This window comes from Chitinophaga sp. HK235 (assembly GCF_018255755.1).
Taxonomy (GTDB): Bacteria; Bacteroidota; Bacteroidia; order Chitinophagales; family Chitinophagaceae; genus Chitinophaga.
Genome location: NZ_CP073766.1, coordinates 3,545,516 through 3,563,225 on the forward strand (window position 1 = coordinate 3,545,516; position 17,710 = coordinate 3,563,225).

The window sequence follows — 17,710 nt, forward strand, 5'->3', positions numbered from 1 at the left end:
GAATTTATCATGTTATCTTTGACACCCCCGGTTGCCATTCTTCCATTACACTGTTGTACCCGTTAAACCATATGCCAGGGGAGACAATAAACCAATTTTAGATTTAGTATCCGGACCTTTCAGAATGCAGCATGATTTAGCACAGGAGACTGTTTTATTCGAGCAGATTGCAGAAGGAGATGAAGCTTCCTTTGAAGCTTTGTTTCACCTGTACGTGCCCCGGATCAGTCCTGTTATCCGCCAGATCATACAGGAGGAAGCCCCGGTGAAAGATATCGTCCAGGAGATTTTCCTGGGCCTCTGGATGGGACGTGATAAGCTTACAGAGGTCACCAGTCCCCGTAACTGGATCTTTAAAATGACGTATCATCGCTCCTATAGCTGGCTGCAAAAACAAGGTGTCCGTGAAAAGGCCCGCCATCTGCTGTCCCGGGAAGAAGATGAATACACCAATATTACCGAGGATAACCTGTCACTCACCGAAACAGCCCGGCTGATCCGGGAAGCCATTGCTCAACTGCCGCCTCAGGCCAGGAAAATATATACCCTGAGCCGTGACAACGGTTTTAAAATCGCTGAAATAGCAGAACAGCTACATCTCTCCAGCCAGACCGTCAAAAATTCCCTGGTAAGGTCATTGCGTACTATCCGGGAATATCTTGTCAAACACGGTATCATACTACCTCTTTTGGTGCTCTCCTGCTGCCTTTGCAACTTTTTTTAATTTTTTTTCAGGAAGATAGGTACTACTGCCACGCTCGCAGTACGTATAGGCAGGGCCCCCTGCAACCGGGCTTTCCCAGCATCATTTTTTCACGTTATCGCAAAAACCACGTCATTGCCAGATACTGAGAGACTGACATATTTACTATCAAGAGCCCGGCAACGCCTCGCTACCGATGAGGAGTACACCGAACTGCTGGACATGATCCAGGCAGATGATACCGGCGTTGTCAACGCTCAGCTGGAGGCATTCCATGGCCCGGCCGTTCCTTCAACGGAAGATGAGGACCCTGCGGTATGGCAACACATTATCACAGCAGTGCTGGCAACCGACAAGCCGGCACCAGCACCAGGCCGGGTGGTACCGCTGTTCTGGAAATGGACCGCAGCAGCATGTATTGTAATCCTCGCCGGCACCATCTACCTAAGGCAACGGCCATCCCCTGCACCTGCTCCTCAGGTGGCTGTCAGCACCACTCCGGATGTAGCTCCCGGTGGCAACAAGGCCATGCTCACACTCGGCGATGGATCACAGATCACGCTAGACAGCGCCGGCAACGGCGTCCTCGCACAACAGGGCAACAGTAAAATCACCAAACTGGCCAATGGCCAGCTCGTATATGATGCCTCCGGCAGCAGCCAGGGTAAAATATTGTACAACACCATGAGCACCCCGCTCGGCGGCCAGTACAAGCTGGTACTGCCGGATGCTACCACCGTATGGCTCAATGCGGGTTCTTCTGTCACCTACCCAACAGCCTTTACCGGCACCGAAAGAAAAGTATCCGTCACCGGTGAAGCCTACTTTGAGGTCACGAAAGATCCGGCCATGCCTTTCCGCGTGACAGCGAATAATACCACGGTGGAAGTATTGGGTACCCACTTCAACATCAATGCCTATAAGGACGAGGCCAGCGTCAATACCACCCTGCTGGAAGGCGCAGTACGACTGCACGCACACAACCGGCAACTGCTGCTCAAACCCGGCCAGCAGGCCAGGGTAAGTGTACACAATACCGATGTACAGGTAGCCGATAATGTAGATATCTCCTCCATCGTGGCATGGAAGGAAGGTTATTTCTCTTTTAATGATGCTGATCTTCCCACCGTGATGCGGCAGCTCGCACGCTGGTACAATGTAGAAGTGACCTACGAAGGCAAAATACCTGAACGCGTATTCAGCGGGGAAATAGGCCGCAGCCTTTCTCTCTCCCAGGTATTAAAAGGACTTTCCAGAACAAGAATCAAATACAGAATTGAAGATGGCCGAAGGATTATCATCGAGCCATGACTTTATAAATGAACAATGAAAAACAATCAGGAACAATGATCAATTCAGGCTAACCGAAGAGGCATTTCCATGTACTATAATGAAATAAGCCGGGGATAAAGATTGGCGTCCTACCCCGGCCTTAGTTCAGTTAAACCACTATTTATTCATTCAACCAAACATTGCAAAAGTATGCAACTTAAAGCTATTGGTAATTCCGGTCCCCGCAGACACTGGAAGCTGACGGGGCTACCCAACAAACTCCTGTTAGTTATGAAGCTAACTTCTTTTTTTCTTTTGATGGCTGTATTACAGGTAAGTGCCAGCACCAGCGCTCAGACCATTACCTGGTCTGCCCGATCTGCCAGCCTTCAGACAGTGTTCAACGTCATTCGCCAGCAGACAGGCTATGCCTTCTTTTATGACAAGGAAGATCTGAAAAATACACATCCTGTAACCGTGGAACTGAAAAATGCCTCCCTGCAATCCGCCATGGACCAGGTAATGCGGCAACAGACCCTCAGCTACGAAATACAGGGCAATACCGTTTTTATCACCCGTAATGAGAAACCTGCCCATATCACCACCACCAGCACCCCTCCGCCCCCTCCGGCAACCATCAGCGGTAAGGTAGTGGACGAAAATGGTACCCCCGTACCCGGTGCTTCCATCATGGTAAAAGGAACCACCAAAGGCGCTATCACCAATGCCAACGGTGAGTTTCAGCTGGCCAATGTAGATGACAACGCTGTAGTGACTGTAACCAGCATTGGTTATATATCCAAAGAAATCAGTCTCAATGGAAAAACACATCTCAGCATCTCCCTCGCAGCAGATATCAGCACCCTGAAACAGATGGTAGTGGTAGGTTACGGCACTCAGAAAAAAGCCAACCTTACCGGTTCCGTGGCCACCCTCAGCAGCAAGGAACTGACCAACAGACCTGTCACCAGCGTTAGCAGCGCCTTACAGGGCACCATGCCCGGCGTGACTGTCACCGCTGCTGTCAGCGGCCAGCCCGGCGCAGACCAGGCCAAAATCCGTATCCGTGGTATCGGTACCCTCAACAATTCCGATCCCGTGATCGTGATCGATGGGGTGATCACCAACCTCAGTAACCTCAATAATATCAACCCTGATGATATCGCTTCCATGTCAGTACTGAAGGATGCAGCATCTGCTTCCATCTACGGCTCCCGTGCAGCCAACGGCGTTATCCTCATCACCACCAAACAAGGTAAAAAAGGAAAGCCCCAGCTCTCCTACAACGCTTATGTAGGTAAACAGAAACCTACCGGTCTGCCCGATTTTCTGCCCTCCTGGCAGGTAGCCACCCTGGAAAACCAGGCTGCGCTCAATGAAGGCAAAACGGCTAAATATACTCCGGACCAGATCGCAAAATTCAAAGACGGTTCTGATCCTTTCAACTATCCCAATACCGACTGGCTCGGCCTGTTCTACAAAGGCAGTGGTATCCAGCAAAACCATTACCTGAGCATGACAGGAGGCACTGAAAAAACACAATATGCCCTCTCGCTCGGCCTCTTCGATCAAAACGGTGTTGTAAAGAAAACTAACGCCAAAAGATATACGACACGCCTCAACCTGACGTCCGAAGTAGCCAACCACGTGAAAGTAAATGCCAACGTCGGCTTTACCTCCACCGGTCAGAAAGAGCCGTCCAACCCTTATACCGGCGACTTTTCCCAGCTGGTAAGACAGATCAACAGGATCAATCCACGCATCCCCTATAAATATGCCAATGGTCAATACGGCGCCATCGGCGACGGTAACCCCATGGCATGGCTCGAAGGCAACAGCCTGAACCAGTATGCCTATTACGACCTCGTAGGCAATGTGGGCGTAGACTGGGAAATCGTAAAAGACCTCCACTTCAAACCATCCCTGGCTTATGTGATGAAGATCAACCACAATAAAAAATTCAGGGCAGATCAGCAATATTACAATGCTCAAGGCGATCCAACATTCTATCAGGGCCCCAGCTCCGTGACGGATGAAAACACTTTCGCTAACACCATCACCCAACAAGCCCTGCTGGAATACACCAAATCCTTCAGCAAAAACAATTTCAAAATACTGGGCGGCTACTCCCGCGAACAAACGAAGTACACCTTCAACGATGGTTACCGTAAAGGTTATCTCAACAACCAATTGACAGATCTCAACCTCGGCTCCACCGAGGGACAAACCGCCAGCGGTTACACCTATGAAATGGGACTGGAATCCTTCTTCGGCCGCCTGAACTACGACTACGACGGCAAATATCTGCTGGAAGCCAACATGCGTTACGATGGTGCATCCCGTTTCGCCAGTGGCAACAGATGGGGTCTGTTCCCTTCTTTCTCTGCCGGCTGGAACATCGACAGAGAGGCCTTCTTTGAACCAGTGAAACAAGTAGTGTCTAACCTTAAACTGAGAGCATCCTGGGGTCAACTGGGTAACCAATACGTAAAAGGGAAAGACGATACCAACTATCCCACCTATCCTTATTACCCCTACATTCCTGCCTACAACACAGATCAGAACTATGTATTTGGGGGCACGGCCGGAGCTATATCTCCCGGCGTAGCGCAGATCAATGGCGTCGATCCGACCATCAAATGGGAAAGCACTACCGAAACCGGTGTTGGTATGGATGCAGGCTTCCTGGATGGTAAACTGAACTTCTCCGCTGACTATTTCCACAAACTCACTTCTGGTATCCTGATGTCTGTACCAGTGGCTGCCACCTATGGCCTTAACGCACCTATCCAGAACTCCAGCACCGTACTCAACAGCGGATGGGAATTTGTACTGGGATATAATAACAGCAAAGGCGATTTCAGCTACAGCGCATCTTTCAACACCGCCTTTATTCATAATGAAATCAGAGATCTCCATGGAGTAGGCCCTATCATCGACGGATATACGTTTCAACAGGTAGGTAATCCCGTTAGCGCCCTCTATGGTTATATCGCGGATGGTATATACCAGTCCGCTGATGAAGTGAAAAAAGGTCCGTTCCAGTCCAACAGAACAGCACCCGGTGATATCAGATACCGCGATAAAGACGGCAACGATACCATCAATGCAGCAGACAGACAATACCTGGGCAACTACTTCCCGAAAGTAACCTTCGGTCTCAACCTCACTGGCAACTGGAGAAACTTCGATATCGGCATTTTCCTGCAAGGTGCTGCTGGTGTGAAAACATACATCGATGCCGGCAAAATCGGTGCTGTGGGCGGCGATGCCAACAAGCCCACTTCTGCCCTGCTCGATACCTGGACGGCCAACAATCCAAATGCGTCTATGCCCCGCATCTGGTATACTTACAAACAAAACGATCCTTCCAATACTCCTTCCTCTTTCTGGGTGAAAGATGGCTCCTACCTGCGCCTGAAAAACCTGCAGATAGGTTACACCTTGCCGGAGAAGCTGATCAAAAGAGCCGGACTTACCAAAGTGCGCTTCTATTACAGCGGACAAAACATCCTCACCTTCGATCACCTCTACAGCTGGATAGATCCGGAAGCTTCCATCAGAAGCAGCATCTACTATTATCCACAGGTAAAAGTGCACACGTTTGGCGTAAATGTTAGTTTTTAACCATTAAGCAATCAACATCATGAAAAAAAATCTGCTTCACATATTACTCGCTGCTGCATTACTGCAGACAGCCTGTCAGAAAGATCTGCTGGATAAAACCCGGCAGGATGCATATACTAATGAGTCATTATGGACCAGCCAGGTCGCCGCTACCGCTGCACTTAGTGGCTGTTACAAAGATTGGGAATCCAGTTACAATATCTTTTATATGGACGCTGTAAGTGATAACTCCTACAGCCAGTGGCCATGGGACAACTATCAGCACCTCGGCAACGGCACTGCTTCTCCCGCCGACCCACAGACAGTGAACAAATGGGATTTTACGACCATCCAGCGATGCAACAACTTCCTGGAGAATGTGGATAAAGTGAAGATGGATGACGCACTGAAAACACGTTTTAAAGCAGAAGCACGTTTCCTGCGGGCATACAAATATTTCAACATGTCGCAGTTGTACGGTGATGTGCCCCTGGTAATCAAAACACTCACGGTGCAGGAAGCCAACACCGTGAACAGGACGCCCAGAGCAGACGTACGTAAGTTTGTGGCAGATGAACTGGCCGCTGTTGCTCTGATACTGCCTGAAAAATACGAAGGCAGCGATGTAGGCCGTATCACCAAAGGCGCAGCCCTCTCACTCAAAGCCAGGATGGAATTGTATGATAAAAACTATGCAGCCTGTATCGATGATTGTAAAAAGGTAATGGCTTTAGGTTACAACCTGTATCCCAGCTACACCGATCTTTTCAGACAGAGCTTTGAAAACAACCAGGAAGTAATCCTGGATATACAGTACAAAGCCAATGAAAAAGATAACAATAACGGTGACGTAGGTATTTTGCCCTCTTCCTCTTTTGGTGGCTGGGCTTCACTCAGCCCTACCCAATCACTGGTAGACGCCTATGAGATGACCAACGGCAAAACCATTGACGACCCGGCTTCCGGTTATAATGACAGCAATCCTTTCAGCAACAGAGACCCACGACTGGCCGCCAGCATCGTGTATCCAGGACTGAAATATGAAGGCAAATTCTATGATCCGATTTCTCCCAAAGCTGCTGACTATTACAACGAAGGCAACAACTCTCCTACCGGCTATATCGAGAAAAAATTCACCGCTTTCCTGTCTGACTATCCGGACATGTGGAACACAGGTCTTAATATCATCGTGATCCGTTATGCCGAAATCCTGCTCACCTATGCAGAAGCACAGATTGAATCCGGTGTGATCGATAATACCGTATATGCAGCCATCGATGCAGTAAGGTCCCGCGCAGGTATGCCGCTGGTAGACAGGACTGTTTACAGCGATGTTACTTCCCTGCGTAACCTGGTAAGACGCGAACGCAGAGTAGAGCTGGCACTGGAAGGTCTGCGCTGGTATGATATCCAACGTTGGCAGATAGGCACCACCGTTAGGTCCGGTACTGTTTACGGTACCCGCCTGGGAACAGTAGATGCTGCCACCGGTGCTACCACCTTCACCGGCGACCACGTAGTGGCTGACCAGCGTACCTTTAATCCGCTGCGCGATTATCTGTGGCCTGTACCACAGAAAGAAAGGGATATCAATAAAAACCTGGCGCAAAACCCGGGATACTAGCAGATAAAAGATATGGAGTGATGACAGCCAGGGAGTTCCGCTCCCTGGCTTTTTATTTTAATCCAGGCAAAACCCTTGTACCACTCATCCATCAAAGCTCGCAAAGGTTTGCACATCTCTCGGAAAAACTATACCTTTTGGTCAATAAAACCTTGTGTAGCATGTCACAAGCACCAAAAGAACAACCCTCTTATCCGGGTAAACAGGAATCCCGGCGTGAATTCCTGAAACAGTCCTCCGCCCTCATGGCGCTGGCACTCACTCCTCCGCTGGTAGTAAAAGCAGGGGAAAACGACGAAGCCATCGCTGGCGTCTTCGAAAAAATACCGGTCAGCCTGGATATCAACGGCAAAGCCTATCATCTCTCAGTAGAGCCCAGGGTCACCCTGCTCGATCTCCTGCGGGAACAGCTGGCCCTTACCGGTACTAAAAAAGGTTGTGACCACGGACAATGTGGCGCCTGTACGGTACATGTCAACGGACAGCGGATCAATTCCTGCCTGACACTTGCTGTGATGCAGGAAGGGAAACAGATCACCACCATTGAAGGACTGGCACAGGGAGATACCCTTCACCCCATGCAGGAAGCATTCATCAAACATGACGGCTTCCAGTGTGGTTATTGTACACCCGGCCAGATCATGTCGGCGGTGGCCTGCATCCGCGAAGGACATGCCGGCTCACCCGACGAAATCAGGGAATTCATGAGTGGCAATATCTGCCGCTGCGGCGCTTATGATAATATCGTGGACGCTGTGATGGAAGTAAAAAAAGGAGGGCATACCGTATGAACCAGTTCTCCTACGTACGCGCCACCACCGCTAAAGCAGCCATAGACGCTATCAGTAAAGACAAAAATGCCCGTTTTATCGCCGGCGGCACTAACCTGCTCGACCTGATGAAAAGCGGCGTGCTGGCACCGGAAAGGCTGATAGATATCAACAGGCTTCCGTTCAAAGACATCACCCTGCAAAACAATATCCTGCATATCGGCGCCATGGCACTCAACAGTGATGTGGCCGCCCACGAGCTGGTAAAAACACATCATCCGCTGTTATCACAGGCCCTGCTAGCCGGCGCTTCGCAGCAACTGCGCAATATGGCTACCATCGGTGGTAATATGATGCAGCGTACCCGTTGCAGTTATTTTTATGATATCTCCATGCCCTGCAACAAAAGAACGCCTGGCAGTGGTTGTGGCGCGATAGGTGGTATCAACCGTATGCATGCTATTTTTGGCGCCAGCGACCAATGTATCGCTGTACATCCCAGTGATATGTGTATCGCGCTGGTAGCCCTCGATGCAACGGTGCTGATAACCGGTCCTAAAGGTAACCGCCGTATTCCTTTCGGCGATTTTCACCGCCTGCCGGGAGATACGCCCGACAAAGACAACAACCTGGCTAAAAATGAACTGCACACCGGTATAGAGATCCCTGCCAGTCCTTTCACTAAAAATGTATACTACCTGAAAGTACGCGACCGTGCCTCCTATGCTTTTGCATTGGTGTCTGTGGCCGCAGCACTGGATATCAGCAATAATACCATTCGTGCTGCCCGGCTGGCCATGGGCGGTGTAGCCCACAAGCCCTGGCGTCTGCAGGAAGCAGAGAAAGCCCTCATCGGAAAAGCTCCGACAGCGGAAAATTTCCGTATAGCCGCTACCGTTGCTACGCAGTCTGCCAGAACATATAAACACAACGCATTCAAAGTGCCCCTGGCACAAAACAGTATCGTCACCGCCTTACAAAAAGCAGCTGCCATATGAAAAAGCAAGCCGTAGGACAATCCATGGACCGTGTTGACGGCCGGCTGAAAGTGACCGGGGCCGCCCGTTATTTCGCCGATCATCAACCGGAAGGTATGTTGTATGCTGCGCTTGTATGCAGCACTATCAGCAACGGCCGCATCACCGCCATCGACACCACCAAAGCTTTACGCGCCCCCGGTGTGGCCGATGTAATATCACATCTCAACGCGCCGCCCGTTCCGGGATACAAGCTGGAAAATCCCAATCCCAAACAGGGCCTCAAAATATTCTACGACGATCGTATTTATTCCAATGGCCAACCGGTGGCCATCGTGGTGGCCAACACCCTGGAACGCGCCGTACATGCCGCGTCCCTGGTGAAAGTGACCTACAACCAGGAAGTGCATCAAACAGACATGGCCGCCAATATGGACAAAGCCTTTCAGAATAAAAACATGAAAGACTACCTGCGCGGTGAGGCCGATGCCTGGAAAAAAGCACCGGTGTCTGTAGAAGCCGAATACAATATTCCCATCGAAGTGCACAACCCCATGGAGCTGGCTGGTATCATCGCTCACTGGGAAACACCGGATAAACTCACCCTGTATGCTAAAACACAGGGCGTAAAGAGTGTCCAACAGACACTCAAAAATCTGTTTCAGATACCGGAAGAAAATATTACCGTTCATTCGCAGTTTGTAGGCGGCGCCTTTGGCATGGCCCTCCGTGTATGGCCCGTGGAAGTGGCCACCATACTGGCTGCCCAAAAAATACGCAAACCGGTAAAGCTGGTGCTCAACCGCAGGGAAATGTTTACGCTGGTAGGATACCGCCCTGCTGCCATACAGAAAATAGGTATCGGCGCCACCCGTGATGGAAAGCTCACCGGCATCACACATGAAGCGGTAGCACTTACTTCGCCTTATGAAGACTTCACCGAGGCTATCGTAAACATGAGCCGCATGATGTATGCCTGTCCGAATGTCAACACACATTACCAGCTGGTACCACTCAACCTCAGCACGCCGGTATGGATGCGTGGTCCCGGAGAAGCTACCGGGGCTTTCGCCCTCGAGTCGGCCCTCGATGAGCTGGCCCATCAGCTCAATATGGACCCGCTGCAGTTGCGTATCCTCAATCATGCTGATATAGACCCCGAAAAAAATCTGCCCTATTCCAGCAAATACCTCAAAGAGGCTTATGAGATGGGAGCCGCTAAAATAGGCTGGCAGCAACGCAGCAACACACCACGCCAGCTGCAGGACAACGGCTGGCTCGTAGGTTATGGTATGAGCAGCGGCGTATTCGGCGCCGGCCGTGGTAAAGCCACTGCCAGCACTACGCTCAAAGCAGATGGCACCCTCGTTGTACGCAGTGCCGCCGCGGATATTGGTCCGGGTACCGCTACCGCGATGGTGCAGATAGCTGCAGACGCCACCGGCATCGATGTTAAAAAAATAAAATTCCTGCTGGGAGAATCTGCATACCCGGAAGCGCCCCGTCAGGGCGGTTCTTCTACCGTATCTACTGTGGGCAGCGCGGTCAATGATGTATGCCTGGCCCTGCAGCATAAGCTGGGAGAACTGGCCACCACCGGCCATCCCGCCTTTAAAAACGTGCAGGCAGCAGATATCAGACATGAAGACGGACAGCTGGTAACCGGCACTACCAGGATCGGCTATACGGAATTGCTGCAACAACAGCAGCTACCCGAAGTGATTGTCACCACCACCTCACAGGGTGGTGAGGAAAGAAAAAAATACGCGATGTATTCTTTCTCCGTGCATTTCGCCAAAGTACATGTTCACCCGGCTACCGGCGTCGTGCGGATCAAACATATTGTAAGCGTGGCCGATTCCGGTACCATCGTCAATACTAAAACGGCCCGCAGCCAGATGATCGGCGGCGTAGTGGGCGGCATCGGCATGGCACTCACCGAAGAAGCACTACTGGACCACCGCTTCGGCCGTTTCGTCAACAACAACTACGCAGACTATCACGTGCCCGTGAATGCAGACACACCACCCACGGATGTACTGTTCATCAATAAAAAAGATCCTGTCATTAACCCGATGGGCTCCAAAGGACTGGGTGAAATTTCGCTGATAGGCTTTGCCGCTGCTGTTTCCAACGCGGTGTTCAACGCTACCGGCAAAAGGGTACGTGACTTACCCATCACGCCCGATAAACTGATTTAATATAAGACTGGTATCACTACCGGCAAACTCATTTATAACCATGCAGAAAGAACTGGAAGATATTGTGAAGGCGTATCATACCGCCCAGGCACAGGGCATTCACTGTGCCCTGGCCACAGTAGTACATGTAGACGGCTCTGCCTACCGGCAGCCCGGCGCCCGCATGCTGATCACCGAAAACGGCGCACTCACCGGCGCCATCAGCGGTGGATGCCTTGAAGGCGACGCCCTTAGAAAAGCACAGCTGGCTATGCTGCAGCAGCAGCCCATGCTGGTTACCTACGATACCATGGATGAAGATGATGCTACCATTGGCGTAGGCCTGGGCTGCAACGGCATCATACATATACTGTTGGAACCGCTGGGCCCGCACTGTGCCTTCAATCCGCTGACATTATTGCAACAATACACCGGCACCCGGGAAACTACGGTCATGGTTACACTGTTTAATATGCAGCAACGCAGCGCCCCTCAGCCCGGCACCTGTATACTGGTAACCAACAACGGAGAACGACAGGTACATCTCAACGATGATACGCTGCGGAAAGCAGTACTGCCAGACGTTTGCGAAGCATTTACCAACAGACGGTCCGCCATTAAAACCTATCATTCCGGTACGGAAGAGATTTCAGCCCTTATCGCCTGGCATCCACCTGCGCTACAGCTGCTCATCGCCGGCGCCGGCAACGATGTGATGCCCGTCGTGAAAATAGCCTCCACACTGGGCTGGCAAACCATCGTTGTAGATGGCCGCCCTGCCTATGCACAGCCGCAGCGTTTCCCGGAAGCCAACCAGGTGATCGTCACCAAACCCGCTAATGTACTGGATCACATACAGCCCGACGAACATACTGCCGTTGTGCTGATGACCCACAATTACAATTATGATATTGCCCTGCTCACGGCCTTGCTGCCCCACAGCCTGCCCTACACCGGCATCCTGGGGCCAGCCAGAAAGCTGCAACGCATGCTCGATGAAATAAAAGATACCGGTGCCCATATCACGCAGGAACAACTGGAACGCATATACGGTCCCACCGGCCTCGATATAGGCGCAGATACACCGGAAGAAATAGCCCTGTCTATCATCAGTGAAATTAAAACGGTGATGACCGGTGCCACCGGTCTCTCCCTTCGGGATAACAATACGTATATCCATCGGCGTTCCCTGCAGCATATCATTCAAAAACAACTGTAATGCGGCACACCGGTATCATTATCCTCGCAGCCGGCGCTTCACAGCGTCTGGGAACACCCAAACAACAGGTCATCTATCAGCAGCAAAGCCTCCTGCAAAGGATCACCGATACCGCACTCACCATAGATGCTGAACCCGTTGTGGTAGTGCTGGGTGCTTATGCAGACAATATCGGCCCCGACATCGCCGGCAGCGGCGCAGACATCATTGTGAATACAAACTGGCATACCGGTATGGGCAGTACTATACAGACCGGCCTGTCACATCTATTACGTGTATACGATAACGTGAGTGATGTATTATTACTGCTCTGCGACCAACCCTTTATTACCACCCACCTGCTCCGGGAGCTAATTTCAACTCATCATCAGCAACATGACAACATCACTGCCTGTGCCTATGGCAACACCATCGGCACTCCTGTACTCTTCCATAAAAAGTATTTCCCGCAGCTGATGGCACTTTCCGGGCAGGAAGGCGCTAAAAAAATTATCCTGCAACATCCGGATGAAGTGACAACCATCCCCTTTCCCAATGGTATCATCGATATCGATACCCCTGACGATCTCCACAAACTGCTGTAACGCCATCATTTTCAATGAACAAAAAAATTCATCTCCTCCGCTGGTCGTTTATTAAATCTTTTCCCCTATATTTGTCTACAGAATTAGTAGACTATTAAAACATATAATTATGGAAAGTCGTCTTCAACATCTAAACCTGCGCCAACACGGCTTCTTTACTGCCAGCCATACAGCGGCCTGCTCCTGTTGTTGTTAATCTCCCACTCTTCTGCTGCGGTCACCCCACCAATTTCCGCACACCTTAGCACCCATCAACCATCTTTTTTCAACTGCCACAAAACTGCTCGTCATGACAACGAACAACCAACCCGTTTTCCAACTGGGGAAAACGCTCACAGCACGACAACTGAACTATTTTCATCAACATGGGATCATCCAGTTTAAAAACTTTTTCGACAGGGGAACACTCTCCCAGGTATTAGGGGAAGTCAGCGAGGTACAGGATTTCCTGTTGCGTAACCATGTACAGAAGGTGAATGGTATTCCGTTAAAATTTGGAACGGATACAGACGGAACACCACTAATACAACGGATTGCCTTTGCCTCCCATTACAGCAATACCCTGCGGGAAATATTAAAAGATGAGCGCCTGCTGCTGCTCACGCAACTCCTTGCTCCTTATGATGGCCGCATCGGAGAAAACGAAAAAGACGGCCTGGTGATCAACCACTACGTTAACACTAACGACAGCCAGTTCCGGCAACTGGGCTGGCATACCGACAGCCCCCGCGATCTGTTCCTGGGCACCAGGATCATGCCCATGCTCAATGTAGGCATCCATCTCGATGACTGCCCGCTGGAAAACGGCGGCCTCCGCGTGCTCACCGGCACACATCACCAAAGCATCTTCCGCCTGCTGTTCAGAAAAAAATACTTCATAGACCATACCCCCGACAAACGGGAAACAGGCTTCGACATTGAAGCCGGCGACCTCACCGTACACGATGGCCGGTTATGGCACCGCGTACAACAATCACCCCATACCGGCGAAAAAAGCCGGAGAAGAGTGATGTACATTCCTGTCATCACCGGTGCCTATCAACCTAAACACGCACAGTCGCCTACTCCTTTTTATCATAAACTGGCTCAACTGAAACAACATCTTTACGGTGGCAAACCGCAATGGGCGGCCGCTAAAGGGGCTACCGGCAAACTGGCAGAAGTCAACAGTTCATCCATTTAAATACAATACTATGTCTTACGCATTGGTAACCGGCGCTGCCAAAGGAATTGGCAAAGCCATCGCAGCCGAACTGGCACAAAGAAACTATCATCTGCTACTGATTGATATCAACGAAGCATCGCTCTACGATACCGCTGCAGCTATAGCAGCACAGTATCACGTCAACGTGCACACGCTCCATCAGGACCTGTCACAACCCGATGCATTACAGAAAATAACCGCCTGGACAAGTGAGTGGCATGATCAGCTCAATGTGGTAGTCAGCAATGCCGGATACGGCCTGAATGGCGCATTTGAAAACATCTCCCTGGAAGAACAATTCAACATCATCGATGTGAATATCAAAGCACAGGTAGGGTTATCATATGCCTATATCCCGGTACTGCGCCGGTTTCCAAAAGCTTATCTGCTCAACCTTGCCAGTACAACGGCCTACCAAACGGTGCCCTATCTGAATATCTATGCTGCTACCAAAGCGTTTGCATTGTCGTTTACCAGAGGACTGCGCTACGAACTGCGACACTCGCCCATCTCCGTGAGCGCACTCAGTCCCGGCAGCACAGACACCGATTTTGTGAATCGTGCCCGCATGGGTGACAGCACCCGCAAATTAGCAGACCGTTTTAACATGACAGCAGAAAGTGTGGCCAGAACAGCCATCAATGGATTGTTTAGAGGGAAAGCAGAAATCGTCCCGGGTTTCATCAATAAATTAAATGCGTTTCTACCCAAATTCTTCCCTAAATCATTGGTAGAAAAAATTGCGGGGAATATCTACGAGCCGCGCGAGAAAACGCCGGTCGTCGCTGTCACACCGGGTTAGAGGACATGCAATGACAGGGGAAAAAACAGCGGCCTTGTTTAGGGTCGCTGTTTCATTTTTTCATTTATTTATTTTTTCATTTATTTATAGTCCACCTGCTCATCGGTGTAATAGGTTTTTCCACCGGAGGCAACGTGGTGAATAACAGCGCCACCGGGACTTTCTTTCAGCTTGGCATTATGCACCAGCATATAGTCACGTACTTCGCCCTGAATAATATCAGGATGATGTTTTAATATCTTCTTCTCCGCATCTTTCAGCACTTTACTGATGGCCTCGTGTAAGGCTTTCACGGCCGGCTCCGGAATTTTGTTGCAAACAGAGAACGGAGATATACGCGCCTCCCACAGAATATCATCTGCATAAGCATTACCAATGCCCAGGATATTATGCTGGTCTACCAGAAACTTTTTAATGGCCGTCCTCTTTTTGGCCAGCGCCGCCTTCAGCCAGGAAAGCGTCATCTCATCAGACAAAGCATCCGGGGCTTCTTTAGTAGCAGGGTCCAGTGTGAGCGCGGCCTGTCCCTGAAAGTCCGTCAGTGCCAGCCCTGTACCACCTTTAAACAGCAAGGTGCAGATGGTGTATTTCTGCTCGTTCTTGTCTTTAAACAAATAAAGTTTGCCGTGCAGCATCAGGTGCATGCCCAGCACATGTTTGTTTTTAAACGTAAAATGCAGCTCTTTCCCCACACGTTGTACAGCTTCCAGCCGCTGTCCCTCCAGGGCTGATTTCAACTCTTTTTCTGTGTTATGCAGTTTCTTTTTCACCAACACATCAATGGACTCCAGTTCCTTATGCAGTAAGGCTTTCTCCAGATTGCGGCTAAATACCTGCAGGTCGGGTAATTCAGGCATGGCTTTTTTTTATAAAAATAACGATTCCTTATTGCCGCAACAACTGGTCCGCAAAACGCCATTGAGTCCTGAAATCGGGTGTCAGGGCCTGCCTGGTGATGATAGCACGGAACATCTCTATCGGGATAGCGTTCTCCTGCAGGAAAGCATCGTGTAACTGCAGCTCTGTCATCTTACCGCTATCGATCAGTTCGTGATGCAGGGCGCGCAACTGCAGGCCACCCATCATATAGGCAATCTGATACAAAGGCCCGTAATCGCCTTCAAACGAACGGCGTACTTCGGAAGTAGCGCTGAAACGTTCATGCCCTACACGGTCTACCAGGAAATCAATACATTGCTGTGGTGTCCATTTTCTCAGGTGATAATTCAGGGAGAAGATAATGCGGGCGCAACGGTGCATGCGCCAGAACAGCGCCCCTACCTTCTCTTCAGGCGTGCTATGAAAATTTTTATTCCATAACAGCATCTCCCAGTATAACGCCCACCCCTCTACGGAGAATGGCGTGCTGAACATACGGCGATAAGGTTTGTTGCGTTTGTTCATAAAACCCTGCAGGTTGTGGCCGGGTATCAGTTCATGAAACACGGTGGCATGGGCGAAAGCATAGTTATTGCTGCGCAGGCTCATGGCCCTGGTGGCTTCATCCATGTCTTCGGTAGGATAAGCCACCAGAATGGATTCCCCACCCAGGAAGAAAGGTGCAAAACGCTGCTGTTCTTTACTGAGCATAAACATGCGCCATGCTTCTTTGGCCAGTGGTGGCACCGTTACCAGGTTGCTGTCTTCCACAAATTTGATGGCTTCATCCGCCAGGCGATGTATCAGCGCAGGCTGCTTACCTGGCGCCACATGATTCTCTTTTACTTTCTCCAGCGCTTTTTTCCAGTCTTTACCAAAACCCAGCGCTGCAGAAGCTTTCAGCATCTCAGCATCACACCAGGCAAATTCTTTGTTGGCCATCTCCACCAGTTCTTCGGGAGAATAGGGAATCATTTCATACTGCAGCTGTGCGATCAATGCTTCTCTTCCGATAGGCGTGCCTTTGATACCGGAGGCATCCAGTGTTTTATCGCTTTTATCTGCCAGATCCTGGCTGAGAAAACGGGCATATTGTTCCAGCAATAAATCCGTTTGCTGATAAGGTTGTTTTACCTGCTTCGTAAAAGCCGGTTCATAACCATAATAAAAAGTGTATACGTTTTTGAGTCCGCTGCGCAGGTCGTTTACGATATCGGCAGCTCTGCGGGCGGCGGTGGGCGTGAGTGTGTTTTTCTGTTGCAGTGTAGTTCTGGCACTACCGATCTGTTGCTGTACAGTAGCCAGCGCAGCCACTATCCCGGGCACGTCGGGGTTATCGCCCCGGCGGCGGTTGACCTGCATGGTCATAATAGCGGGCCCAAACGGTATCACAGGTTGCAGGCTCTTGTACAACAGCTCGTTTTCATCAATTTGCTGCAGCTCCTGCGTTACTTTCCTTTTCAGCAGGATATAATCCACCTGCTCTTCTGTTGTCAGCGATGCAAAAGACAAGGCTTTCAGCTTATCCAGGGTTTGCCCGTAATAATTGCGCAAACGCCCGAAATACTCCGGGCTGTACCGGAAGATATATACCTTGTTCAGATCCTCTACATCGGCCGCAACCTGCTGTATCAGCTCTTTAACAGGCTCTCCTGTGCCAGCACTGGCACGCAGGAAAAAAAAGAGGAAAGGGATAATGATCAAATATTGTTTTTTCATAACGCAAAAACAGATTTTGGACTGGCTTTAAAGATACTCACCAGGAAATGTAATACTATGCTGATATTGTCTGGTTTTTCACCAAAATTGGTCCATATCAACATTTTTAACCTATGTAAACATAATGTTAAATCGGTCTGGCAAGCGATCACAGACAACTTTTTGAGATAC

General features: G+C 50.2%; 13 protein-coding genes. 11 read left to right on the plus strand and 2 right to left on the minus strand.

The annotated features are described in order from the left end of the window. The first annotated feature begins 124 nt into the window (after nucleotides 1-124). From KD145_RS12485 to KD145_RS12535, 11 genes are all read left to right on the plus strand, one after another. Nucleotides 125-724: an RNA polymerase sigma factor gene (locus tag KD145_RS12485; protein ID WP_212006210.1), complete on the plus strand. Its 600-nt coding sequence runs from the start codon at nucleotides 125-127 to the stop codon at nucleotides 722-724. Nucleotides 725-838: 114 nt separating this feature from the next. Continuing rightward, nucleotides 839-2,014: a FecR family protein gene (locus tag KD145_RS12490; RefSeq protein ID WP_212006211.1), complete on the plus strand. Its 1,176-nt coding sequence runs from the start codon at nucleotides 839-841 to the stop codon at nucleotides 2,012-2,014. Nucleotides 2,015-2,185: 171 nt separating this feature from the next. Continuing rightward, nucleotides 2,186-5,602: a TonB-dependent receptor gene (locus KD145_RS12495; protein ID WP_212006212.1), complete on the plus strand. Its 3,417-nt coding sequence runs from the start codon at nucleotides 2,186-2,188 to the stop codon at nucleotides 5,600-5,602. 19 nt (nucleotides 5,603-5,621) lie between these two features. Continuing rightward, on the plus strand, nucleotides 5,622-7,205 hold the full coding sequence (locus KD145_RS12500; protein ID WP_212006213.1) for a RagB/SusD family nutrient uptake outer membrane protein: 1,584 nt from the start codon (nucleotides 5,622-5,624) through the stop codon (nucleotides 7,203-7,205). A 161-nt stretch (nucleotides 7,206-7,366) separates the two neighbouring features. After that, a complete protein-coding gene (locus KD145_RS12505) occupies nucleotides 7,367-7,996 on the plus strand; it encodes a (2Fe-2S)-binding protein (protein WP_212006214.1) in 630 nt (209 codons plus the stop codon). Beyond that, nucleotides 7,993-8,973 (plus strand): xanthine dehydrogenase family protein subunit M, encoded by a 981-nt coding sequence (locus KD145_RS12510; RefSeq protein ID WP_212006215.1) that lies wholly within the window; start codon nucleotides 7,993-7,995, stop codon nucleotides 8,971-8,973. The genes KD145_RS12505 and KD145_RS12510 overlap by 4 nt, the downstream gene beginning before the upstream one ends. Next, nucleotides 8,970-11,153: a xanthine dehydrogenase family protein molybdopterin-binding subunit gene (locus KD145_RS12515; protein ID WP_212006216.1), complete on the plus strand. Its 2,184-nt coding sequence runs from the start codon at nucleotides 8,970-8,972 to the stop codon at nucleotides 11,151-11,153. Before KD145_RS12510 ends, KD145_RS12515 begins: the two co-directional genes overlap by 4 nt. Before the next feature lie 40 nt (nucleotides 11,154-11,193). Further along, entirely contained in the window at nucleotides 11,194-12,351 is a 1,158-nt protein-coding gene (locus tag KD145_RS12520; protein ID WP_212006217.1) for an XdhC family protein, read from the plus strand. Beyond that, complete coding sequence (locus KD145_RS12525; RefSeq protein ID WP_212006218.1) at nucleotides 12,351-12,935, plus strand: NTP transferase domain-containing protein; 585 nt, start codon at nucleotides 12,351-12,353, stop codon at nucleotides 12,933-12,935. The genes KD145_RS12520 and KD145_RS12525 overlap by 1 nt, the downstream gene beginning before the upstream one ends. Nucleotides 12,936-13,224: 289 nt before the next feature. After that, entirely contained in the window at nucleotides 13,225-14,118 is an 894-nt protein-coding gene (locus KD145_RS12530; protein WP_212006219.1) for a phytanoyl-CoA dioxygenase family protein, read from the plus strand. 10 nt (nucleotides 14,119-14,128) lie between these two features. After that, nucleotides 14,129-14,941: an SDR family oxidoreductase gene (locus KD145_RS12535; RefSeq protein ID WP_212006220.1), complete on the plus strand. Its 813-nt coding sequence runs from the start codon at nucleotides 14,129-14,131 to the stop codon at nucleotides 14,939-14,941. 80 nt (nucleotides 14,942-15,021) lie between these two features. Here the strand turns inward: KD145_RS12535 and KD145_RS12540 are convergent, their stop codons facing one another. Both KD145_RS12540 and KD145_RS12545 read right to left on the minus strand, forming a co-directional pair. Further along, nucleotides 15,022-15,798: a DNA-formamidopyrimidine glycosylase family protein gene (locus KD145_RS12540; protein WP_212006221.1), complete on the minus strand. Its 777-nt coding sequence runs from the start codon at nucleotides 15,796-15,798 to the stop codon at nucleotides 15,022-15,024. A 28-nt stretch (nucleotides 15,799-15,826) separates the two neighbouring features. Then, nucleotides 15,827-17,539, minus strand: coding sequence for a DUF885 family protein (locus KD145_RS12545; protein WP_212006222.1), 1,713 nt, complete (start codon nucleotides 17,537-17,539; stop codon nucleotides 15,827-15,829). Between the last annotated feature and the right edge of the window lie 171 nt (nucleotides 17,540-17,710).

What these genes read in the sequence shown, in the direction of transcription:
- KD145_RS12485 (WP_212006210.1), top strand. Translation starts at nt 125, where the DNA reads ATGCAGCATGATTTAGCACAGGAGACTGTTTTATTCGAGCAGATTGCA.
- KD145_RS12495 (WP_212006212.1), top strand. Translation starts at nt 2,186, where the DNA reads ATGCAACTTAAAGCTATTGGTAATTCCGGTCCCCGCAGACACTGGAAG.
- KD145_RS12500 (WP_212006213.1), top strand. Translation starts at nt 5,622, where the DNA reads ATGAAAAAAAATCTGCTTCACATATTACTCGCTGCTGCATTACTGCAG.
- KD145_RS12505 (WP_212006214.1), top strand. Translation starts at nt 7,367, where the DNA reads ATGTCACAAGCACCAAAAGAACAACCCTCTTATCCGGGTAAACAGGAA.
- KD145_RS12510 (WP_212006215.1), top strand. Translation starts at nt 7,993, where the DNA reads ATGAACCAGTTCTCCTACGTACGCGCCACCACCGCTAAAGCAGCCATA.
- KD145_RS12515 (WP_212006216.1), top strand. Translation starts at nt 8,970, where the DNA reads ATGAAAAAGCAAGCCGTAGGACAATCCATGGACCGTGTTGACGGCCGG.
- KD145_RS12520 (WP_212006217.1), top strand. Translation starts at nt 11,194, where the DNA reads ATGCAGAAAGAACTGGAAGATATTGTGAAGGCGTATCATACCGCCCAG.
- KD145_RS12525 (WP_212006218.1), top strand. Translation starts at nt 12,351, where the DNA reads ATGCGGCACACCGGTATCATTATCCTCGCAGCCGGCGCTTCACAGCGT.
- KD145_RS12530 (WP_212006219.1), top strand. Translation starts at nt 13,225, where the DNA reads ATGACAACGAACAACCAACCCGTTTTCCAACTGGGGAAAACGCTCACA.
- KD145_RS12535 (WP_212006220.1), top strand. Translation starts at nt 14,129, where the DNA reads ATGTCTTACGCATTGGTAACCGGCGCTGCCAAAGGAATTGGCAAAGCC.
- KD145_RS12540 (WP_212006221.1), bottom strand. Translation starts at nt 15,798, where the DNA reads ATGCCTGAATTACCCGACCTGCAGGTATTTAGCCGCAATCTGGAGAAA.
- KD145_RS12545 (WP_212006222.1), bottom strand. Translation starts at nt 17,539, where the DNA reads ATGAAAAAACAATATTTGATCATTATCCCTTTCCTCTTTTTTTTCCTG.